Below are 21,000 nucleotides of genomic sequence, written 5' to 3' on the forward strand. Positions count from 1 at the left end.
CCTTCACTATAGGCCGCCCGCGCCGCGTCCCGCCAAGCCCCCTCTCAATCCATCAACGGCCGTCCAGCCAGCCGGCCATGCCGGGCCAGGTAGCCCCTCAGGCGCTCCAGCAGCCAGTTGGTGATTCGGCCATCGCGGAAGTCGCGGGAGCGCAACGCCACGAAAGCCTGGGGCTGCACCGCTTCGGGGTGGGCCAGCAGGGTCAGCCGGCCGTCCTCGAGGCGCTCCCTCGCCAGCGGCGCCGGCACCAGCGCCCAGCCGATGCCGTCGCTCGCCATATCGCGCATCAGCTCGAAGTGGGAGACACCGATGCGCTGACGCACATCGAGCCGCGCCTGGCGCAGCCCTCCTTCCCCGTACCAGCTCTGGGCGATGAAGGGGTGCTCGCGCAGGTCCCGCTGGGTCACTCGACCCAGCCGGGCCAGCGGATGCTTGGGCGAGACCACCATCAGCATGTCCACGTCTCCCAGCACCAGCCGCTCGCTGCCGGCCACGTGGATCTCCTCGTCCATGACCCCGAGCCCCAGATCCACGGCGCCCTCGGCCAGCGTCGTCGCCAGCTCCGCCGCCGGCGAGAGGCCGAAGCCCAGGCTCAGAGCGGGAAAGGTAGCGCTCATCTCCGCCACCAGATCACGCCAGAAGGCTTCCGGCAGCGCATCGTCGCGGGCGATACGCAGCAGCGCCTCTTCGCCTTCCAGGTGGCGATGACAGCGCGCCTCGATGGCCCGGGCCAGGTCGCTGAGGCGCCGGCAGTCATCCAGCAGCTCCAGCGCCAACGGCGTAGGCGCCAGGCGGTTGCCGCGGCGCTGAAAGAGCGTCACACCGAGCTGATCCTCCAGCGCCGATAGGCTCATGCTGACCGCTCCCCGGCTCTTGCCCAGCGCCCGTGCCGCCGCGGCGATGGAGCCGCGATGGCAGGTCTCCAGCAGCTCCTCGATCTGAATCAGCGTCATGTTGAGCGGCACGGCAGCTCCTCGGACTTGCGCATCAGGCGTCAGAATAGCTGACGCCGAGCGATTATGGCAGGCACCCGGCCCCACCTAGAATGGCACCCCACCCCATGACACGGAGAGACATTTTTATGCTGCTTGCCTGGACCTTTCTGTTGCTGGCGATCCTGACCGAGGTCTCCGGCGTCAGCACCATGAACCTGCTGAGCCAGGAGGGCGGCCCACTCGGCTACCTGGTCATGTACGCCTGCATCGCCCTCTCCTACGTCTTCCTGGGCTTCGCCGTGAAGCGCATCGCCGTGGGCGTGGCCTTCGCCATGTGGGAAGGCGTCGGCATCGCACTGATCACCGCCCTGTCGCTGCTGGTCTTCGACAGCGTGCTGTCGACCCAGGAGCTGGTCGGCCTCGGCCTGGTGGTGGTGGGTATCGTGATGATCAACGCCGGCGAAGTGCATGCCCCGGCCGCCGTAGAGGAGCACACAGCATGTCGCTGATCGGTCTGCCGCTGCTGCTGGTGGTGGGCGCCGCCGTCCTGGACGTGGCCGCCAACCTGCTGCTCAACCTCTCCGACGGCTTTCGCCGTCGAGGCTGGGGCATCCTGGCCATCCTGCTGGTGCTCGGGGCCTTCACCCTGCTGGCTCAGGCGGTCAGGCACATGGACCTGGCCATCGCCTATGCGACCTGGGGCGCCCTGGGCATCCTGGGCACCGCCCTGGGCGGCCGCTGGTGGTTCGGTCAGCGCCTCAACGCCCTGGGCTGGAGCGGCATCCTGGTGGTCATCATCGCCGTCATCGTGATCAAGACGGCCTGAGCGGGCCGCTCACCGCCCGCCCGCGAGCCATACGGCAGCGCCCGGCCAGTTCTGCTGGCCGGGCGCTGTCCCGTTCACCGGGGTGATACAGAAGGCTCGGGCGCCGGGCGTCAGAGACCAGCGGCCTGGCGCAGGGCGTTGGCGCGGTCGGTCTTCTCCCAGGGGAAGGCGGTGAAGGTCTCGGTATGCTCCTCGCCCTGGGTATCGGTCCAGGTGTAGGAGGTCTCGAAGGGCTCGCGGCCGAAGTGGCCGTAGGCCGCGGTGAGCCGGTACATGGGGTGCAGCAGGTCGAGCATGCGGGTGATGGCGTGGGGGCGCAGGTCGAAGTGCTCGCGCACCAGTTCGATGATCCGTGCGTCGTCCACCTTGCCGGTGCCGAAGGTGTTGATGGAGACCGAGGTGGGCTCGGCCACGCCGATGGCGTAAGAGACCTGGATCTCGCACTTGTCGGCCAGCCCCGCGGCGACGATGTTCTTGGCCACGTAGCGGCCGGCGTAGGCGGCGCTGCGGTCCACCTTGGAGGGGTCCTTGCCGGAGAAGGCGCCGCCGCCGTGGCGGGCCATGCCGCCGTAGGTATCGACGATGATCTTGCGCCCGGTCAGGCCGCAGTCGCCCACCGGACCGCCGATCACGAACTTGCCGGTGGGGTTGATGTGATACTGGGTAGTCTCGGAGAGCCACTCGGCGGGAATCACCTGCTCGATGATCTCGCGCTTGACCATCTTGCGCAGCTCCTCCTGGTCGATGCCCGGATCGTGCTGGGTGGAGAGCACCACCGCCTCCACCGCGCAGGGCTTGCCCTCGGCGTCGTAGCGGAAGGTGACCTGGCTCTTGGCATCCGGGCGCAGCCAGGGCAGCAGGCCGTGCTTGCGCAGCTCCGCCTGGCGCTCCACCAGGCGATGGGCGTAGTGGATCGGCGCCGGCATGAAGGAGTCGGTCTCGTTGGTGGCGTAGCCGAACATCAGCCCCTGGTCGCCGGCCCCCTGGTCCTCGGGGTGGCTGCGATCGACCCCCTGGGCGATATCCAGGCTCTGCTTGCCGATCAGGTTGAGCACGCCGCAGGTCTCACCGTCGAAGCCCACGTCCGAGGAGGTGTAGCCGATATCCAGGATCACCTGGCGCACCAGCTCCTCCAGGTCGACCCAGGCGGAGGTGCTGATCTCGCCGGCGACGATGGCCACCCCGGTCTTGACCAGGGTCTCGCAGGCCACCCGGGCCTGCTTGTCGCGGGCAATGATGGCGTCCAGCACCGCATCGGAAATCTGATCGGCAATCTTGTCCGGATGCCCCTCGGAAACGGACTCGGAAGTAAAGAGGGAGTATTCGCTCATGGCGTCCTCGACCTTGTGTGGTGCGGCAGTGCGACTGCGCCGGATGATCTGGGCGGCGCGAACGGGCGCGAAGCCCTGGCCTTTTGGGGCCAAGAGTCTACACCCTGGGGCAGGGCGAGGCATCCACGATTTGAAGCGCGGCGTCAAGTCGGCGACAATAAAGGGACCGAATTCGATTCCGCCGCGAGCGTCCCGCGGCGGCTTACCCCAGCCGGAATGCCTGCCTTCGCTGCTCCCCCAGCGAAGGCAGGCATTCTGCCGCAGGCGAGGAGCTACCCAATGCCGTCCCGTTTCGAACTGGCCAATGCCATTCGCGCCCTGTCCATGGATGCCGTCCAGCGGGCCAAGTCCGGCCACCCCGGTGCGCCCATGGGCATGGCCGATATCGCCGAAGTGCTGTGGAACGACTACCTCAAGCACAACCCGGCCGACCCCAAGTGGCCCGACCGCGACCGCTTCGTGCTCTCCAACGGCCACGGCTCCATGCTGCTCTACTCCCTGCTGCACCTCAGCGGCTATGAGCTGAGCCTCGAAGAGCTGCAGGGCTTCCGCCAGCTCCACTCCAAGACCGCCGGCCATCCGGAATACGGCTACGCGCCGGGCGTCGAGACCACCACCGGCCCCCTCGGCCAGGGCCTGGCCAACGCCGTGGGCATGGCCATCGCCGAGAAGACCCTGGCGGCACAGTTCAACCGCCCCGGGCACACCATCGTCGACCACAATACCTATGTGTTCCTGGGCGACGGCTGCCTGATGGAGGGCATCTCCCACGAGGTGTGCTCCCTGGCCGGCACCCAGAAGCTGGGCAAGCTGGTCGCCTTCTACGACGACAACGGCATCTCCATCGACGGCGAGGTCGAAGGCTGGTTCACCGATGACACCGCCAAGCGCTTCGAGGCCTACGGCTGGCACGTGGTGCCCAACGTCGACGGCCACAAGCCCGAGGAGATCAAGGCCGCCATCGAGCTGGCGAAGAGCCACGACGACAAGCCGAGCCTGATCATCTGCAAGACCGTCATCGGCTTCGGCGCCCCCAACAAGCAGGGCAAGGAGGAGTGCCACGGCGCCCCCCTGGGTGAGGAGGAGGTCGCCGCCGCCCGCCAGCAGCTCGACTGGCCCCACGCCCCCTTCCACATCCCGGAGCCCGTCTACCAGGGCTGGGACGCTCGCAAGCAGGGCAGCGCCGCCCAGAGCGAGTGGCAGGCGCGCTTCGAGCGCTATCGCGAAGAGTATCCGGCGCTGGCCCGCGAGTTCCAGCGCCGCCTGCAGCGCAAGCTGCCCGCCGACCTGAAGAGCGAAGCCCTCCAGGAAAAGGCCAACCAGGCCGAAGAGAGCATCGCCAGCCGCAAAGCCTCGCTCAACTGCCTCAACGAGCTGGGCCCGCAGCTGCCCGAGCTGCTGGGCGGCAGCGCCGACCTGGCGCCCTCCAACCTGACCTTCTGGAACGGCGCCAAGGCGATCACCCCGGAGACGCCGGACGGCAACTATCTGCACTACGGGGTGCGCGAATTCGGCATGGGCGCCATCATGAACGGCATCGCCCTGCACGGCGGCTTCGTGCCCTACGGCGCCACCTTCCTGATCTTCATGGAGTACATGCGCAACGCCGTGCGCATGGCGGCCCTGATGGATCAGCAGGCGATCTTCGTCTTCACCCACGACTCCATCGGCCTGGGCGAGGATGGCCCCACCCACCAGCCCATCGAGCAGCTGGCCAGCCTGCGCTCCACTCCCAACCTGGCCACCTGGCGCCCCTGTGACGCCGTGGAAACGGCTGCCGCCTGGGATGCCGCCCTCAAGCGCCACTCCGGCCCCTCCGCCCTGGTGCTCTCCCGTCAGAACCTGCCGCACCAGACCCGTACCAAGCAGCAGCTGGGCAATATCCAGCGCGGTGGATACGTCCTCAAGGACAGCGAAGGTACTCCGGAGCTGATCCTGATCGCCACCGGCTCCGAGGTCGGCCTGGCCATGGACGCCGCGGCCGAGCTCGAGCAGGCGGGCCACGCCGTGCGCGTGGTCTCCATGCCCTCCGCCTTCCGCTTCGACGGCCAGGAGGCCGAGTACCGCGAGAAGGTGCTGCCGAGCAGCGTCACCAAGCGGATCGCCATCGAGGCGAGCCATCGCGACTACTGGTACAAGTACGTGGGCCTCAACGGCCGCGTCATCGGCATGAGCACCTACGGCGAGTCCGCGCCGGCCGGCGACCTGTTCAAGCACTTCGGCTTCACCGTCGAGAACCTGGTGCAGGAAGCCAGGGAGCTGCTGGAGGGCTGATCCTCTCCGCTTCCGCTGCCCAGAGTGACAGGGGGCGCAGCCAGTCGGCTGCGCCCCCTTTGTTTTCAACGCAGCGCAACGTCTTCAGCGCCGCGCGGCCTCGGGACAGCCGATAGCGTGCTAACATGCCACTTCGATTCCGCCTTCTCTTCTCAAGGAGCCTCGATGCCCGTTCTGCGCGGTTTTCTCTGGCTGCTGGGCTTCCTGCTGCTCGGCGATGCGCTGGTCACCCTGACGGGGCTGCCGGTCTCCGCCGGCGTGGCGGGCATGCTGCTGCTCACCCTCTGGCTGGTGCTTCGGGGCAGCGTGAATGCCGATATCGCCGCCGCCGCCCGGCCGCTGATCAATGTGCTGGCCATGCTGATCATGCCCGGCGTCGTCGGCGTCTTCTTTATCCTCGATAGCCTGAGCGGCCAGTGGGCGGCGATCCTCGGCGCCCTGGTGGGGGGTACCCTGCTCAGCGTCTTCACCACCCTGTGGCTGATGCGCCGCCTGATCGTCGGGGAGGAGCCCGGCCGTGAGTGAGCTCCTCGACCACCTGCTGGCCACCCCGCTGCTGGCCATCGCCCTGACGCTTGCCGCCTACTTCGCCGGCGCCCGGCTGTTCCGCCTGGTGGGCGCACCGAGCTGGTGCCCGCCGATTCTGGTCGCCGCCCTGCTGCTGGCCGGGGTGCTGGCGCTGACCGGCATCGACTACGCCGACTACCGGGAGGGGGCCGGCTGGCTGATGCTGCTGCTGGGCCCGGCCACCGTGGCCCTGGGGCTGCCGCTCTACCAGCAGATGGCTCATATCCGCGACCTCTGGCGGCCGCTGCTGGTCTGCCTGCCCATCGCCTCCGCCATGGCGGCCCTCTACGCGGTGGCCATCGCCTGGCTGCTGGGCGCCTCGCCGGAGGTGATGGCCTCCCTGGCGCCGAAGTCGGTCACCGCCCCCATCGCCATCGGCATCACCGAACAGCTCGGCGGCTCGGTGGCGCTGATGATGGGGGGCCTGCTGCTGACCGGCGTTGCCGCCATCGGCTTCGTCGACCTGGTGGCCCGCGGGCTGGGCATCCGCGACCAGCGCCTGCTGGGGCTCGCCCTGGGTATCAACGGCCACGCCCTGGGCACGGTGCGCGCCTTCGAGATCGGCCCCACCGCCGGCGCCTTCGCCTCCCTGGGCATGAGCCTCACCGGCATCCTCACCGCCCTGCTGCTGCCACTGGCCTGGCGGCTGCCGGGACTCGCCGGCTGAAGTGCGCTAGAATTGCGCCTTTCATTTCCCTCGTGACACCCCGCGACCTGGAGCCTCCACCACCGCCATGGCCTACCGCATCGCCATCAACGGTTACGGCCGCATCGGCCAGTGCGTGCTGCGTGCCCTGTTTGAAGAACAGAGGGCCGAACAGCAGAGAGCCACACGGCAGCGGGGCAGAGCGATCGGCGAGAGCGCTGCGTCGCTGGAGATCGTCGCCATCAACGAGCTCTCGGATCTCGATACCATCGCCTACCTGACTCGCTATGACACCACCCACGGCCGCTTCCCCGGCGAGGTGGAGACGGGTGACGGTCGCCTGGTCATCGATGGCCACCCCATCCGGGTGCTCTCCGAATCCGACCCCGAGCGCCTGCCCTGGCGGGAGCTGGGCATCGACCTGGTGCTGGAGTGCTCCGGCAGCTTCAAGGATCGCGCCACGGCATCCCGCCACCTGGCGGCCGGCGCCGGCCGCCTGCTCTTCTCCCAGCCGGCGGAGAGCGACGTGGACGCCACCATCGTCACCGGCATCAACGACGGCGACCTGGCCGCCTCCCACCGCATCGTCTCGGCCGCCTCCTGCACCACCAACTGCCTGGTGCCGGTGCTCACTGTGCTGGACGAGGCCCTGGGCATCGAGCACGGCGTCACCACCACCATCCACTCGGCCATGAACGACCAGCCGGTGATCGACGCCTACCACCAGACCGATCTGCGCCTGACCCGCTCGGCGATGCACTCCATCGTGCCGGTGGATACCGGCCTGGCCCTGGGCATCAACCGCCTGGTGCCCCACCTGGCCGGGCGCTTCGAGTGCCTCCATGTCCGGGTGCCGACCATCAACGTCTCGGCCATGGATATCAGCCTCACGGTGCGCCGGGAGACCAGCGCCGCCGAGGTCAACGCCCTGCTCGCCGAGGCGAGCCGCGGCCGACTGGCCGGGCTGCTCGGCTACACCGAGGAGCCGATGGCCTCGGTCGACTTCAACCACGATCCGCGCTCCGGTATCGTGGACGCCACCCAGACCCGGGTGGCCGGCGGCCGCCTGCTCAAGCTGCTGTGCTGGTTCGACAACGAGTGGGGATTCGCCAACCGCATGCTCGACGTCGGCCGGCGCCTGGCCGCCCTGCCCCTCGACACCCCTTGACCGCTTTTCGTTTGCTCAGATGAGGAACACGCCCCGATGAACGTGCGCAAGATGACCGACCTCGACCTCAGCGGCCAGCGCGTGCTGATCCGCGAGGACCTGAACGTGCCCGTCAAGCACGGCAAGGTGACCAGCGACGCCCGCCTGCGCGCGGCGCTGCCCACCATTCAGGCCGCCCGGGATGCCGGCGCCAAGGTGATGCTGATGAGCCACCTGGGCCGTCCCACCGAGGGCGAGCCCGCCGAGGAGTTCTCCCTGGCGCCGGTGGCCGAGCAACTTGGCGAGCTGCTGGGCCGTCCGGTGTCCCTGGTCAAGGAGTACCTCGACGTGGCGCTGGACCTGGCCGACGGCGAGGTGGTGCTGCTCGAGAACGTGCGCTTCAACGCCGGTGAGAAGAAGGATGAGGAGACCCTGGCCCGGCAGTACGCCGACCTGTGCGACATCTACGTGATGGACGCCTTCGGCACCGCCCACCGCGCCCAGGCCTCTACCCACGGCGTGGCGCGCTTTGCGCCGGTGGCCTGCGCCGGCCCCCTGCTGGCCGCCGAGCTCGATGCCCTGGAGAAGGCGCTGGCCACCCCGGCCCGGCCCTTGACCGCCATCGTCGGCGGCTCCAAGGTCTCCACCAAGCTCGACGTGCTCAACGCCCTCTCCGAGAAGTGCGACCAGCTGATCGTCGGCGGCGGCATCGCCAATACCTTTATCGCCGCGGCGGGCCACAATGTCGGCAAGTCGCTGCATGAGGCCGATCTGATCGACCAGGCCAAGGCCCTGATGGCCAGGGTCGAGATCCCGCTGCCCACCGACGTGGTGGTGGCCACCGAGTTCTCCGACGCCGCCGAGGCCGTGGTCAAGCCGGTGGACCAGGTAAGCGACGACGAGATGATCCTCGACATCGGCCCCGAGAGCGCCACGCGCCTGGCCGCCATGCTCAAGGACGCCGGCACCATCCTCTGGAACGGCCCCGTGGGCGTGTTCGAGATCGACCAGTTCGGCCACGGCACCGAGGTGATCTCCCGGGCCATCGCCGAGAGCCCGGCCTTCTCCATCGCCGGCGGCGGCGACACCCTGGCCGCCATCGACAAGTACGCCATCGCGGACCGGGTCTCCTACATCTCCACCGGCGGCGGCGCCTTCCTCGAGTACGTGGAGGGCAAGACCCTGCCGGCAGTGGCCGCCCTCGAGGCAGCCGCCGAGCGGGCCTGATAGACTCCAGGCACTCATTACCCCATCTCCCCAACGACCGACTCGCGGCGCCCCGGGCGCCGCGGCCACGCAAAAAGGTGACACCATGGCACTGATCAGCATGCGCCAGATGCTGGACCACGCCGCCGAGTACGGCTACGGCGTTCCGGCCTTCAACGTCAACAACCTCGAGCAGATGCGCGCCATCATGGAAGCCGCCGATCGCACCGACTCCCCGGTGATCGTCCAGGCCTCCGCCGGCGCCCGCAAGTACGCCGGCGCCCCCTTCCTGCGCCACCTGATCCTGGCCGCGGTGGAGGAGTTCCCGCATATCCCGGTCTGCATGCACCAGGACCACGGCACCAGCCCCGCGGTGTGCCAGCGCTCCATCCAGCTGGGCTTCTCCTCGGTGATGATGGACGGCTCCCTGGGCGAGGACGGCAAGACCCCGATGGACTACGACTACAACGTCGACGTCACCCGTCGCACCGTGGAGATGGCCCACGCCTGCGGCGTCTCCGTGGAGGGCGAGCTGGGCTGCCTGGGCTCCCTGGAGACCGGCATGGCCGGCGAAGAGGACGGCATCGGCGCCGAGGGCAAGCTGGACATGGAGCAGCTGCTCACCGACCCGGAGGAGGCCGCCGAGTTCGTCAAGGCCACCGGCGTGGATGCCCTGGCCATTGCCATCGGCACCAGCCACGGCGCCTACAAGTTCACCAAGCCGCCCACCGGCGACACCCTCTCCATCCAGCGCATCAAGGAGATCCACGCCCGCATCCCCGACACCCACCTGGTGATGCATGGCTCCTCCTCGGTGCCCCAGGAGTGGCTCGAGGTGATCAACCGCTATGGCGGCGAGATCCCCGAGACCTACGGCGTGCCGGTGGAGGAGATCGTCGAGGGCATCAAGCACGGCGTGCGCAAGGTCAACATCGACACCGACCTGCGCCTGGCCTCCACCGGGGCGGTGCGTCGCTTCCTGGCCGAGAACCCCAGCGAGTTCGACCCGCGCAAGTTCCTCAAGGAGACCGTCTCCGCCATGCGCGACGTCTGCATCGCCCGCTACGAGGCCTTCGGCACCGCCGGCCACGCCTCGAAGATCAGGCCGATCAGCCTGGAAGCCATGGTCGCCCGCTACGAGAGCGGCGAGCTGGCGCCCAAGGTGAAGTAAGGCGCCGACGCCTGCCCGCCGCGGCAGGCGAGCACCGCAAGGGGCGGCCCACCGGGCCGCCCCTCGTCGTTTCCGTACCCAGCCGCCTCCCACCAACGACGACGCCCCCGGCCAGGGCCGGGGGCGTCAGTGAGGAAGCGGCTTCCTCGGAGGGGAGTGGCGAGGCGATTACCAGGTGGATTCCTCGTCCTCGTCAGGGGTCTCCCACTCCTGCTCTTCCTCTTCGTCGAAGGTCCACTCCTCTTCCTCATTCTCGTACTCGGTCTCGTAGTCGGAGCCTTCGGCCTCAGTGCCCGCGAAGGGGTCGTCGGTGCCGGCACCGCCCCAGTTCTCATCCGGGGCCGGCTCCTCATGCGGCGCAGGCTCCTGGGGCTCATCGGGCTGCTCGCCGAAGCCGAAGGCCAGCGGGCTTGCGGTCAGGCCAACGGTGATACCGAAGATACCGAGCTTCTTGAGAAATTCCTTGGACATCATGTTCGCGCCTCCTGTGGGGTCTGAACCTGAGTTTCCTGAAATGAAGCCTCCTGGCTTCCTGTACCGGCGGCGAGCCTGTCGTCCTGCGCCACCGGGTCCTGCTCGCCCAGAGAGTTGCAGAAGCCGGGCCAAGCCGTGCCATGAAAACGAAAAATAAATTAAAATCATAACGTTGAAATAACCCCCGCCGGCCGAAAGGCTCGCTCCGGACGCCGCACCGGGGTGGTAAAATCTGACACATGGGGCCCGCCGACACAGCCCGCCGGCCCCGAAGGACCCGATGAAGCATCTCTGCCCCCATCCGGCTCCAACAACGGAAACAGTGTTCACAAAAACCTGAAACTAGGCTTTAATATTCACATGATCACGCTCGGCAATTTCCCGCGAGGTTAGGTGATGGGCCGCCCCCTCTGTCTGCTCTTCGACTGCGACGGCACCCTGGTCGACAGCGAGCCGCTGCTCGCCGACGAAATGGCCACGGCGCTCAACGCCGTGGGCCTGCCCTTCCAGGCCAGCGACTACGTGGGTGAGTTTCGCGGGGCACGCTTCCGGCGCATCGTCGCCGCCTTGGAGAACCGCCACGGCAGCGTCGACCCGGCGGCGCTGGAGCCCCTGGAGGCGACCATGCGCGCCAACCTGAACCGCCGCCTGGCTACCGAGCTCACCCCCATCGAGGGCGCCAGCGAAGCCCTGGCCGCCCTGGCCGACTACCCCATGGGCGTGGTCTCCAACGGTCCCGAGAGCAAGATCCGCACCTCCCTCGGCGCCACCGGCCTGGATACCCTCTTCGGCGACCGCCTCTTCAGCGCCTATACCGCCAACTGCTGGAAGCCCGACCCCTGCCTCTATCGCTATGCCGCCAGCGCCCTGGGCTATTCACCGGAGCAGTGCCTGGCCATTGAGGACTCGGTGGTGGGCGTCAAGGCGGCTTTGGCGGCCGGCATGCGCGTGGTGCACCTCAATCGCTACCCCGACGTGGAGGAGACGCCGGAGGGCGCCATCATGATCACCAGCATGTTCCAGCTGCCCGCCGTGGTGGCCCGGGTGGTCATGGAGCCGGTCCTGGCCCGCGCCGCCGGGCGCTGAACCCCATGCAGCCGGCGCCCGCCGGCGCTATCATCGCCCCGACACCTTATTCACCCTTTCGGGAGTCTTCTCATGCCTTCTCTGCAGGATCAGCTACGCGGCCTCGTCTACTCCACCGAGCACGGGGAGCTCTGCCCCGACTGCCGCGAGCCGGTGGCCGCCTGCCGCTGCGCCGAACTCGCCGAACAGGCCCGGCTGGCCGAGCTCGACGGTATCGTGCGCCTGCGCCGGGAAACCAGCGGCCGCAAGGGCAAGGGGGTCACCACGGTCACCGGCGTGCCGCTCCCCGAGGCGGAGCTCAAGGTCCTGGCCAAGCAGCTGAAGAAGGTGTGCGGCACCGGCGGCGCCGTGAAGGAGGGGGTGATCGAGATCCAGGGCGACCAGCGCGAGCGGCTCAAGGCGGAGCTGGAGAAGCGCGGCTATACCGTCAAGCTGGCCGGCGGCTGAGAGGCCTCAGGCACCGCCTTCACAGAGGGCCCGCAGCGCCGCCAGGGAGGCCTCCACCGGCGCCTCCACCTTGAGGGCGTAGAGGTCGTCGGCGCGGGTGCGGCCGAGGTTGAAGCAGGCAATGGGCTTGCCCTCCCGGGCGGCCGCCCGAGCGAAGCGGAATCCCGAATAGACCATCAGCGAGGAGCCCACCACCAGCAGCGCATCGCTCCTCTCGAGCAGGCCAAAGGCACGCGCCACGCTCTCCCGGGGCACGCTGTCACCGAAGAAGACCACGTCGGGCTTCCAGATGCCGTGCCCGCAGCGGCTACAGTCGGGCACCCGGAAGTCGGAGAAGTCCGCCTCCAGGTCGGCGTCGCCGTCCGGCGCGGCCCGGGCCGACACCTCGGCCCAGCGCGGGTTGAGCCGCGCCAGCTCGGCGTGCAGGTCGTGGCGCATGCGGTTGGCGCCGCAGCCCATGCAGCGCACCCGGTCGGCCCGGCCGTGCAGATCGATCACCCGCCGGGAGCCGGCCCGCTGGTGCAGGCCGTCGACGTTCTGGGTGATGATCCCCGCCACCCGGCCCAGCGCCTCCAGCTCGGCCAGCCGCCGGTGGGCGGGATTGGGGCGCGCCTCACCGAGCACCCGAAAGCCCGCCAGGGCCCGCGCCCAGTAGCGCTGGCGCGCCGCCTGGCTGCCCATGAACTGCTGATGCTGCATGGGCGGCGAGCGCTTCCAGGCGCCGGCGGCATCCCGGTAGTCGGGAATCCCGCTGGCGGTGCTGATGCCCGCCCCGGTCAATACCGCCAGGCGCGGATGGCGCCGGGCAAAGCCCGCCAGGGCCTCGAACTGTCGCGATTCCAGTGTCACCGGCTGCTCCACGCGCCTCTCCTCGCCGCTTACCGAGTGAAAGAGAATGGCCCCGTGGGGGCAAGGTTGTCTAGAATGGCCGCAGACTCCGCCTCTCCCACAGATGGGCAAGGAACCCCCGATGGCCTGGCTGGAATACCTGCTTCCCCTGATCTTCCTCTTTCCCCTCGCCGCCCTGGCGGTGATCGTGGTGGCGCTGCGCAACCTCCATGACGCCCGGGTGCGCTCCCCCTTCGATGCCCATCCGCTGCGGGAACCCGGCCAGGGGCTGCGCGACCGCCTCGACGGCGCCTTCGCCGGCCTCTTCCTCAACGGCGCCCTGGGGCCCATCGCCACCCTGGCCCCGCTGGTCTACGGCATGGGGCGCATGCTCTTTGCCAGCGATCAGGACTGGATCGAGTGGGGGCTCTACGGGATGCTCAGCACCCTGCTGGTGCTGCTCTTCTGCTTCCTGCTGATGCGCGACTTCCAGCGTATCCGCCGCCTGAAGCTGGGGCTCGCCTGCGAGCTGGCGGTGGGCCAGGAGCTCGAACGCCTGATCCGCCCCGAGGCGCACCCCTACTACGTCTTCCACGATGTGCCCGCCCGGGGCACCCGCATCGACCATGTGGTGGTGACCCCCTGCGGCGTCTTCGTGGTGGAGACCCGTGCCCGCACTCGCCCCTTCACCCCGTCGGGCAAGGAGATCAACCTGGTCACGGTGGAGCGGGAGCGGCTGCGCTTCCCCGGCTGGAGCGAGCACGCCCCCCTGGAGAAGACCCGCGAGCTGGCCCAGTGGATGGCGGGCTGGCTCTCCGAACTGACCAGACGCGAGGTGCCGGTCATGGGGGTGCTGACCCTGCCCGGCTGGGACGTCGATGCCCGCCAGGGCCCTGAGGATCTACTGGTGGTCAGCGGCCAGGGGCTGGCCGCTCAGCTCGCCGCGCTCTGCCCCGGCGAGTTCGACAACGAGACCCACGACGCCGTGATCGGCGTGCTGCTGGAGCGGGCCGCCCGCCTCGAGCGCCTGCCCGAACGGGACTGAGCCGCCCTCGCCGGCTCAGTCCCCCCTGAGCCGGCCGCCCATCTCCTGAGCCAGGTCCACCGCATAGTGGTCGGTCATGCCGCCGATGAAGTCGAGCATGCGCCGGTAGCTGTCATAGAGGCTCCAGGAGGGGCGCGGCGTGTTCTCGCCGATCAGCGCCAGTACCCGCTGGTGCTTGAAGGTGGAGCGGCCGCTGTGGTGCAGCTCGTGTGCCGCACCGATAAAGGCCTCGAGCAGGATCCCGAGCGTCGTATAGGCCCCGATCTCCAGCTTCGCCTTGCGCTCGTTCTGGAAGATGCGTTCCCGGGCGAGCTGCTTGGCCGCCTTGACCCCCCAGTCCAGATCGGGATGGCAGAGCTCGAGCAGGTCCTGGCGCAGCCGTCCGCTCAACAGCTCCCCCTCGTGCTGCACGAAGACCGCGCCGACGTCGTTCACCGCCCGCTCCATGGCCGCCCCGCGCAGGGCGGCGATGCGCCGCCGCTGGGAGACCCGGTGGCGCTGCATGGCGGCGTAGTCGGCGGGGGCGCCGCCGGCGATCTGGGTCAGGATCTCGGCCACTTCATCGAAGCGCAGGATCCCCATCTCCAGGCCATCCTCCAGGTCGAGCAGGGCGTAGCAGATGTCATCGGCAGCCTCCACCAGCCAGGCCAGCGGATGGCGGCACCAGCGCTGCGGCCCGTTGGGCAGCAGCCCCAGGCGCTCGGCCACCTCGGCCAGCAGGTGGCGCTCGCTCTGGTAGCAGCCGAACTTGCCGGCCGCCCCGCCGTGCTCCACGGTCCAGGGGTACTTGAGCATGGTGCCCAGCGTCGCCGTGGTCAGCCGCATGCCGCCGCGGAACTGGTTGTACTCCACCTGGGTGACGATGCGAAAACCCTGGGCGTTGCCCTCATAGGTAAGCAGGTCCTGCTTCTCGAGGGGCGAGAGCCCCTCCAGCAGGCCGCTGCCGTCGCTTTCGGCCCGGGCGAACCAGTCGCGGATGGCATATTCGCCGGCGTGGCCGAAGGGCGGGTTGCCGATATCGTGGCCCAGGCAGGCGGCCTGGACGATCACGCCGAGATCCGCCGGGGTGATCCAGGCCGGCAGACGGCCGCTGAGCCGCTCGCCGACGATCATCCCCAGGGAGCGCCCCACGCAGCCCACCTCCAGGGAGTGGGTCAGGCGGGTGTGGATATGGTCGTTGTCGGTCAGGGGGTGCACCTGGGTCTTGCGCCCCAGGCGCCGGAAGGAGCCGGCGAAGACGATGCGGTCGTGATCCTTGTGGAAGGGGCTGCGGCCGATCTCGTCGCGCTCCCCGCCGGGGCGCTCCTCGCGCCGGTCGTGCAGGCGGCTCGGGTCCAGCAGCCGCTCCCAGCTCATCTGCGTCATGGGCATGCTCTCCTTGAGAGCCCCATTCTGGCAGCCCCGGCCGCCGCCGCCCAGCCCTGACGCACGTCGTTGGCCCAGTCCCCGGTTGCCGCGGCACCAAATCCGGACTAAATTCAGTCCACACATCCATGCGGAACCGAACGCCATGAAGTACTCAGAGAACATCAAGCCGATCAGTTACCTGAAGGCGAATGCCGCCGAAATTTCCCGGACGCTCAACGAGCTGCGCGAGCCCATGGTGATCACTCAGAACGGCGAGGCCAAGATGGTCGTGCAGGACATCAGGAGCTATGAGCAGACCCAGGAGACACTGGCACTGCTCAAGATCCTGGCGCTTGGCAGCCAGGAGGTCGAGCAGGGCAAGACGCTGGATGCGGCCGAGTGTTTCAACCAGTTGCGCCGAGGAGAGCGCTAGCGGTGGCGCTGCAGGTCGAACTCACTGCCTCGGCCTTCGAGGACCTTCGCGAGCTCTACGACTTCATTGCCGAAGACTCGCCCCCTGCGGCCGAGCGGCTTCTCGCCGCCATCGAGGCGCGCATCATGTCGCTGGGGCAGCACCCCGAGCGCGACAGCCATCCCCGTGAGCTGCTGGAGCTGGGTATCCGGGACTATCGCCAGGTCATCGAGCCGCCGGTACGCATCCTCTATCGTCAGCATCGCGAGCGGCTCATCGTCTACCTGATTGCCCACAGCCGCCGTGACATGCAGCGGCTGCTGGCGCGCCGACTCCTGAGCTGACTCACTCGCCGTCCGCCAGCGCCGGCAGCAGCGTCTTGAGCTTGCGGGTCAGGGTGTTGCGGCCCCAGCCCAGCAGTTCGGCGGCTTCGCCCTTGCGCCCGCCGGTATGGCGCAGGGCGGTCTCGATCAGGATGCGTTCGAAATCCGGCACGGCCTCCTCCAACAGGTGGGTGTGCCCCGCCGCCAGGGCGCGGTCGGCCCAGTCTCGGAAGGCCGTCCGCCAGTCACCGCTGACCGTCCCGCTGCCGTCGTCGGCGCGCAGCTCCGGGGGCAGGTCTTCCACCAGGATCTCGCGACCGGAGGCCATCACCGTCAGCCAGCGGCAGGTGTTCTCCAGCTGGCGCACGTTGCCGGGCCAGGCCATGCGGGTCAGATGGGTCTCGGCCTCGGGCGTCAGCACCTTGATATCGGTGGCGAGCTCCTTGGCCGCCTCGGCCAGGAAGTGGCGGGCCAGCCGCGGAATGTCCTCGCGACGCTCGGCCAGCTTCGGCAGGTGCACGCGGATCACATTGAGCCGGTGGAAGAGGTCCTCGCGAAAGCGCCCATCCTCCACCAGGCGCTCCAGGTCCTGGTGGGTGGCGGCGATGATGCGCACGTCCACCTTGACCGGCGTATGCCCCCCGACCCGGTAGAACTCCCCGTCGGCCAGCACCCGCAGCAGGCGGGTCTGGGTCTCGGCGGGCATGTCGCCGATCTCGTCCAGGAAGAGGGTGCCGCCGTTGGCCTGCTCGAAGCGCCCCTGGCGGGTCGCCGTGGCCCCGGTAAAGGCACCCTTCTCGTGGCCGAACAGCTCGGATTCGATCAGGTCCCGGGGGATCGCCGCCATGTTGAGGGCGATAAAGGGCTGGCCCGCCCTGGGGCTGTGCTGATGCAGGGCCCGGGCCACCCGCTCCTTACCGGTGCCCGACTCGCCGTTGATCAGCACGGTGATATGGGAGTGGGAGAGCCGGCCGATGGCGCGGAACACCTCCTGCATGGCCGGCGCCTCGCCGATGATCTCGGCATCCAGCCCCTCGGGCACGACGACCGGGCGCTGGCGCTCCCGGGCGTGGGCCACCGCGCGACGCACCAGGGCCAGCGCCTCGTCGACGTCGAAGGGCTTGGGCAGGTACTCGAAGGCCCCGCCCTGGTAGGAGGCCACGGCGCTGTCCAGGTCGGAGTGAGCGGTCATCACGATCACCGGCAGGTCCGGGTGGGCCTCGCGCACCCGGGCCATCAGGTCGAGGCCGTCGATGCCGGGCATGCGGATATCGGTCACCAGCACGTCCGGGGGGTTGTCGAGCAGGCCCTGCAGGGCGCTGTCGGCGCGCTCCATGCACTCCACCTTCAGGTCGGGCTGGGCGAGCGCGCGCTCCAGCACCCAGCGGATGGCGCGGTCGTCATCGACGATCACCACGCGTGCGACGTCAGTCATGGCGCTTCTCCAGGGGTATCAGCAGTCGAAATTCGGTGTGGCCGGGCTCGGAGTCGCACTCGATCAGGCCCTGATGCTGGTGCAGGATCGCCTGGGCGATGGAGAGCCCCAGGCCGCTGCCCTCGGCGCGGCCGGAGACCATGGGGTAGAAGAGGGTCTCGCGCAGCGCCTCGGGGACCCCGGGGCCGTTGTCGACCAGCGCCACCTCGCACACCAGACGGTGGCGCTCGGCCCCCAGGGTGAACTGGCGCCGCGCCCGGGTGCGCAGCACCAGCCGGGGGTCCGGCGTCCCCGCCTCGCTCATCGCCTCCACGGCGTTGCGGGCCACGTTGAGCACCGCCTGGATCATCTGCGCCTCGTCACCGGCCAGGTCCGGCAGGCTAGGGTCATAGTCGCGCTCGATGGCGACCCGGGGATGTTCGGCGAGCAGCAGCGACCTGACCCGCTCCAGCACCTTGTGGATATTGAGGGGCTCGTGGTGGGTCATGCGGTTGGGGCCGAGCATGGAGTCCACCAGGTCGCGCAGACGGTCCACCTCCTCGACGATGATGCGGGTGAACTCCCGCTGGCCGGGGTCGTCGAGGTCGCGCTCCAGCAGCTGGGCGGCGCCGCGGATGCCCCCCAGAGGGTTCTTTACCTCGTGGGCCAGGCCGCGGGTCAGCACCTTGATGGTCTCCTGGCGGGTCAGGAGCGCCTCCTCCCGGGAGATCTGCATCAGCCGGTCACGGGGCTCGACCTCCAGCAGCAGCTCCTCCCGGGAGAGCGGCGTCACCGTGTAGTCCACCACCAGGGCATCACCGGCCAGCATCACCAGGCGCGCCTCCCGCTGGGTGAAGGGGTGGAACTCGTCACGGGCCTTGCCGAGCACCTCGCCGAGCCCGTCGTCGCTCTCCATCAGCTGGCAGAGCCTTGCCCCCTGCACGCGTCCCAGGCTGATCGCCAGCAGCGCCTCGGCGGCGGGGTTCATCCACTGCAGTCTCAGCTCGCCATCGAGCAGCACCACGGCGGTGGTGAGGTGCTCCATCAGGCGCTGATACATCGAATCGGCCATATCGGCTCCACGGCTTCCCATCGCTATCTCCTGGCTCCTGCGGGATGTTCTGCAAGAAGCGCGCCAGGCCGGCCGGGCTCATGCCCCGGGGCTTGCCGGGCGATAAGGGGGCGGCTCTGCACCAAAATAGTGCACAAACGCCTGGCCTGCACCCGCCCATGACCTCAGATGGTGCGACGCCTGCACGGTCTCAGTTCAGCCGAGAGGCATCCCGCGCCTCCTGGCGGCGCAGGGGCGCCTTCCGGGCGCCGCGGCCAGGGTGCCCAGCGAGGGGGAGCTAATCGGCCGGGCGGTTGACGCTGGTCCGGTGCACATGGACGGTGACCGGCGAGGTGCGGTGGCGCACTGCCCCGCTGCTGTCCAACAGCTCCGCCTGCAGCACATGCTCGCCGGGGTCCATGTTGGCCACCATGAAGGCCGTGGTATGCATTGCCGACTGGCTGACCTGGCCATTCACCAGCAGCCGCACGCGGTGATCCTCACGCAGCTCGGGCTCAATGCCAAGCTCCACCGCGACATTGCCCGCGACCCCCACCGGAAAGGCCTGTTCATGGATAGGCGAGCGCATCCGGAAGCTGTCGTAGGGCATGAAGGGCTGGCCCGGCGAGGTTCTGGGGGCCGGCGCGGCGCCACCCTCGAGCCGTGGCGCCGGCGCGCCGGTGCGCACCTCGCCGCTGGAGGGCACCACGGTCAGCGGCGCCAGCTCCACCTGCTCGCCGCCTCGTTCGGGGTTGTCGGTAAACACCACCCTGCCCTGGGCATCGGTGATGCGATAGATCGTCTGGGCCTGAGCCGCCAGGCTGAACGATAGCCCCACCGTCAGTGCCAACATGACCTTGTGCATGACTCCTCCCCCGCGCTGCCGCCTGCCCGGCGTATCGTGACAGCCTGATCCGAATCTCGCCCCTGCTGGATAGTGAAATCGAGTAGGAGGGGGAGTCGCCTCCCCCGTCCTCTCACACCACCGGGCATACGGTTCCGTACCACGGCGGTTCACGAAGAACGACTAAGCCCTCTTGACCGTATCGAGTACCGAGATCAGGCCCTGCTGCTCGAACCATTTCCGTGGCAAAGCCTGATTCATGTGCGAGGCGCCGGCGTTCCACCAGGGACCTCGCCCATTCCCCGCTGATTTCCAGGCACGCTTGTCGCCCAGGCCCAGCGCCAGTAGCTTGCGCCGCCGGGTCCATGGGCGCTTCCACTGCCGCCAGATCACGCAGCGCAGTCGACGGCGTATCCATTGATCCAGCACTTCCAGGGGGTGCCTTACATCGACAAGGCGGAAGTAATTGGCCCAGCCCCGCAGGACGGGGGCCAGCTCCTCAATGACTCGCCGTATGTTGCGCCCCCTGCCGCGCTTGAGGATCTCGCGGACACGCTGCATCAGGCGCTGCAGGCTGGCCTTGGCCAGCGTCAGCTTCGGCAACTTGTGCCGGGTCAGCGTGTAACCCAGGTACCCCCGGTTCCAGGGTCGGTCCACCGCACTCTTGTCGCCATTGACCGTCAGCCTGAGCGAGCTCTCGAGAAAATCACTCAGACTGGCCATGACGCGCTCGCCCGCTCGCCGACTCCTGACATACACCTGCATGTCATCGGCGTAGCGGCAGAAGCGGTGACCGCGGCGTTCCAGCTCCTTATCCACGTCATCCAGCAGGATATTGGCCAGCAGCGGGCTGAGTGGCCCGCCCTGGGGCGTGCCCTGCCGGCGTGGCGCGGCCAGGCCGTCCTGGAACATCCCGGCTTCCAGATAGCGTCGGATCAGGCGCAATGCTCGCTTGTCGCGGATGCGGCGCGCGACCCGCGCCATCAGCAGGTCGTGGTTTACCCGGTCGAAGAAGGCTTCCAGGTCGAGGTCGACCACCCAGCGGTGGCCGGCAGTGACATGGGACTTCATCGCCGAGACGGCCTGCTGGGCACTGCGCCCAGGGCGATAGCCGTAACTCGATGCGGAGAATTCCGGATCGAAGATCGGCGTCAGCACCTGAAGCAGAGCCTGCTGAATCAGCCGGTCGGTAACCGTGGGGATGCCGAGCTGTCGCGTTCCGCCCTTGGGCTTGGGGATCTCGACGGCTCGGATCGGGCTGGGGTGGTACTCACCGGCCAGTAGCCGTTCGCACAGCGTTGGCCAGCATTCCTTCAGGTGGTCGGCCAACTGGTGGACCGTCATGCCATCGGCACCCGGCGCCCCCTTGTTGGCGACCACCCTTCGGTAAGCCCGCGCCATGTTGGCCTTCTCTACCACGGCTTCCATGAGCGGGGCGGGCTCCGCTTTCGTCCACGATGACGACGCCGGGACCGTCTCGACGCCCACCGGCCGGGACCCGGGGTACTGCCCCTGCCCCTCTGGGTGGGTGGCGGTATCAGCGCCACTTTCTGCCTTCATGATCGATCCTCGAGACATCATCGCCTACTCGCGGTTCTTCATGTTCGGCCCTTGGTGTCGGGGTGA

22 protein-coding genes are annotated in these 21,000 nt (G+C 68.7%); 13 read left to right on the forward strand and 9 right to left on the reverse strand.

What is annotated here, in order from left to right; genetic code table 11:
- Positions 1-44: 44 nt before the first annotated feature.
- Positions 45-965: a LysR family transcriptional regulator gene (locus NHL60_RS17650; protein WP_253446471.1), complete on the reverse strand. Its 921-nt coding sequence runs from the start codon at positions 963-965 to the stop codon at positions 45-47.
- A 116-nt stretch (positions 966-1,081) separates the two neighbouring features.
- Here NHL60_RS17650 and NHL60_RS17655 point away from each other — a divergent pair, with 116 nt between their 5' ends.
- Both NHL60_RS17655 and NHL60_RS17660 read left to right on the forward strand, forming a co-directional pair.
- Positions 1,082-1,444: an SMR family transporter gene (locus tag NHL60_RS17655; protein ID WP_253446473.1), complete on the forward strand. Its 363-nt coding sequence runs from the start codon at positions 1,082-1,084 to the stop codon at positions 1,442-1,444.
- Positions 1,435-1,761, forward strand: coding sequence for an SMR family transporter (locus NHL60_RS17660; protein ID WP_253446476.1), 327 nt, complete (start codon positions 1,435-1,437; stop codon positions 1,759-1,761). The genes NHL60_RS17655 and NHL60_RS17660 overlap by 10 nt, the downstream gene beginning before the upstream one ends.
- A gap of 110 nt (positions 1,762-1,871) precedes the next feature.
- Here NHL60_RS17660 and metK read toward each other — a convergent pair whose 3' ends face one another.
- The gene (metK, locus tag NHL60_RS17665; protein WP_253446480.1) at positions 1,872-3,092 is read right to left on the reverse strand and encodes a methionine adenosyltransferase; all 1,221 of its coding nucleotides are present in this window, start codon (positions 3,090-3,092) and stop codon (positions 1,872-1,874) included.
- Positions 3,093-3,371: 279 nt separating this feature from the next.
- Here metK and tkt point away from each other — a divergent pair, with 279 nt between their 5' ends.
- The 6 genes from tkt to fba all read left to right on the forward strand — a co-directional run bounded on the left by tkt (position 3,372) and on the right by fba (position 10,103).
- Positions 3,372-5,366 carry a transketolase gene (gene tkt / locus NHL60_RS17670; RefSeq protein WP_253446483.1) on the forward strand — a complete coding sequence of 665 codons (1,995 nt, stop codon included), beginning with the start codon at positions 3,372-3,374 and terminating at the stop codon, positions 5,364-5,366.
- A gap of 165 nt (positions 5,367-5,531) precedes the next feature.
- Positions 5,532-5,891, forward strand: a complete 360-nt coding sequence (locus tag NHL60_RS17675) for a CidA/LrgA family protein (RefSeq protein WP_253446486.1) — start codon at positions 5,532-5,534, stop codon at positions 5,889-5,891.
- Entirely contained in the window at positions 5,884-6,600 is a 717-nt protein-coding gene (locus NHL60_RS17680; protein ID WP_253446489.1) for an LrgB family protein, read from the forward strand. The genes NHL60_RS17675 and NHL60_RS17680 overlap by 8 nt, the downstream gene beginning before the upstream one ends.
- 67 nt (positions 6,601-6,667) lie before the next feature.
- Positions 6,668-7,747, forward strand: coding sequence for a type I glyceraldehyde-3-phosphate dehydrogenase (locus NHL60_RS17685; protein WP_253446492.1), 1,080 nt, complete (start codon positions 6,668-6,670; stop codon positions 7,745-7,747).
- 36 nt (positions 7,748-7,783) lie between these two features.
- Positions 7,784-8,953, forward strand: a complete 1,170-nt coding sequence (locus NHL60_RS17690; RefSeq protein WP_253446495.1) for a phosphoglycerate kinase — start codon at positions 7,784-7,786, stop codon at positions 8,951-8,953.
- Between the two features lie 85 nt (positions 8,954-9,038).
- On the forward strand, positions 9,039-10,103 hold the full coding sequence (gene fba / locus NHL60_RS17695) for a class II fructose-bisphosphate aldolase (protein ID WP_253446498.1): 1,065 nt from the start codon (positions 9,039-9,041) through the stop codon (positions 10,101-10,103).
- Positions 10,104-10,271: 168 nt separating this feature from the next.
- Here fba and NHL60_RS17700 read toward each other — a convergent pair whose 3' ends face one another.
- Entirely contained in the window at positions 10,272-10,577 is a 306-nt protein-coding gene (locus tag NHL60_RS17700) for a hypothetical protein (RefSeq protein WP_253446501.1), read from the reverse strand.
- A gap of 396 nt (positions 10,578-10,973) precedes the next feature.
- Between NHL60_RS17700 and NHL60_RS17705 the strand changes: the two genes are divergently transcribed.
- On the forward strand, positions 10,974-11,663 hold the full coding sequence (locus NHL60_RS17705; protein ID WP_253446504.1) for an HAD family phosphatase: 690 nt from the start codon (positions 10,974-10,976) through the stop codon (positions 11,661-11,663).
- 72 nt (positions 11,664-11,735) lie between these two features.
- On the forward strand, positions 11,736-12,110 hold the full coding sequence (locus tag NHL60_RS17710; protein WP_253446507.1) for a translation initiation factor Sui1: 375 nt from the start codon (positions 11,736-11,738) through the stop codon (positions 12,108-12,110).
- A gap of 6 nt (positions 12,111-12,116) precedes the next feature.
- Here NHL60_RS17710 and NHL60_RS17715 read toward each other — a convergent pair whose 3' ends face one another.
- Positions 12,117-12,959, reverse strand: a complete 843-nt coding sequence (locus tag NHL60_RS17715) for an NAD-dependent protein deacetylase (RefSeq protein WP_253446510.1) — start codon at positions 12,957-12,959, stop codon at positions 12,117-12,119.
- Positions 12,960-13,080: 121 nt separating this feature from the next.
- Here NHL60_RS17715 and NHL60_RS17720 point away from each other — a divergent pair, with 121 nt between their 5' ends.
- The gene (locus NHL60_RS17720) at positions 13,081-13,983 is read left to right on the forward strand and encodes a nuclease-related domain-containing protein (protein ID WP_253446513.1); all 903 of its coding nucleotides are present in this window, start codon (positions 13,081-13,083) and stop codon (positions 13,981-13,983) included.
- Between the two features lie 15 nt (positions 13,984-13,998).
- Here NHL60_RS17720 and NHL60_RS17725 read toward each other — a convergent pair whose 3' ends face one another.
- Complete coding sequence (locus tag NHL60_RS17725; protein WP_253446516.1) at positions 13,999-15,348, reverse strand: deoxyguanosinetriphosphate triphosphohydrolase; 1,350 nt, start codon at positions 15,346-15,348, stop codon at positions 13,999-14,001.
- 145 nt (positions 15,349-15,493) lie between these two features.
- Between NHL60_RS17725 and NHL60_RS17730 the strand changes: the two genes are divergently transcribed.
- Together NHL60_RS17730 and NHL60_RS17735 are read left to right on the forward strand one after the other, a co-directional pair.
- Positions 15,494-15,763 (forward strand): type II toxin-antitoxin system Phd/YefM family antitoxin, encoded by a 270-nt coding sequence (locus tag NHL60_RS17730; RefSeq protein ID WP_253446519.1) that lies wholly within the window; start codon positions 15,494-15,496, stop codon positions 15,761-15,763.
- A gap of 2 nt (positions 15,764-15,765) precedes the next feature.
- A complete protein-coding gene (locus tag NHL60_RS17735) occupies positions 15,766-16,086 on the forward strand; it encodes a type II toxin-antitoxin system RelE/ParE family toxin (RefSeq protein ID WP_253446522.1) in 321 nt (106 codons plus the stop codon).
- A gap of 1 nt (position 16,087) precedes the next feature.
- Here the strand turns inward: NHL60_RS17735 and glnG are convergent, their stop codons facing one another.
- From glnG to ltrA, 4 genes are all read right to left on the reverse strand, one after another.
- Positions 16,088-17,500 (reverse strand): nitrogen regulation protein NR(I), encoded by a 1,413-nt coding sequence (glnG, locus tag NHL60_RS17740; protein WP_253446525.1) that lies wholly within the window; start codon positions 17,498-17,500, stop codon positions 16,088-16,090.
- Positions 17,493-18,539 carry a nitrogen regulation protein NR(II) gene (glnL, locus tag NHL60_RS17745; protein ID WP_253452285.1) on the reverse strand — a complete coding sequence of 349 codons (1,047 nt, stop codon included), beginning with the start codon at positions 18,537-18,539 and terminating at the stop codon, positions 17,493-17,495. The genes glnG and glnL overlap by 8 nt, the downstream gene beginning before the upstream one ends.
- Before the next feature lie 289 nt (positions 18,540-18,828).
- Positions 18,829-19,395, reverse strand: a complete 567-nt coding sequence (locus NHL60_RS17750; protein ID WP_253446528.1) for a DUF4124 domain-containing protein — start codon at positions 19,393-19,395, stop codon at positions 18,829-18,831.
- Positions 19,396-19,557: 162 nt separating this feature from the next.
- Positions 19,558-20,934: a group II intron reverse transcriptase/maturase gene (gene ltrA / locus NHL60_RS17755; protein ID WP_253446530.1), complete on the reverse strand. Its 1,377-nt coding sequence runs from the start codon at positions 20,932-20,934 to the stop codon at positions 19,558-19,560.
- Positions 20,935-21,000: the final 66 nt, after the last annotated feature.

Source organism: Halomonas sp. Y3 (assembly GCF_024137965.1).
Taxonomy (GTDB): domain Bacteria; phylum Pseudomonadota; class Gammaproteobacteria; order Pseudomonadales; family Halomonadaceae; genus Halomonas; species Halomonas mongoliensis.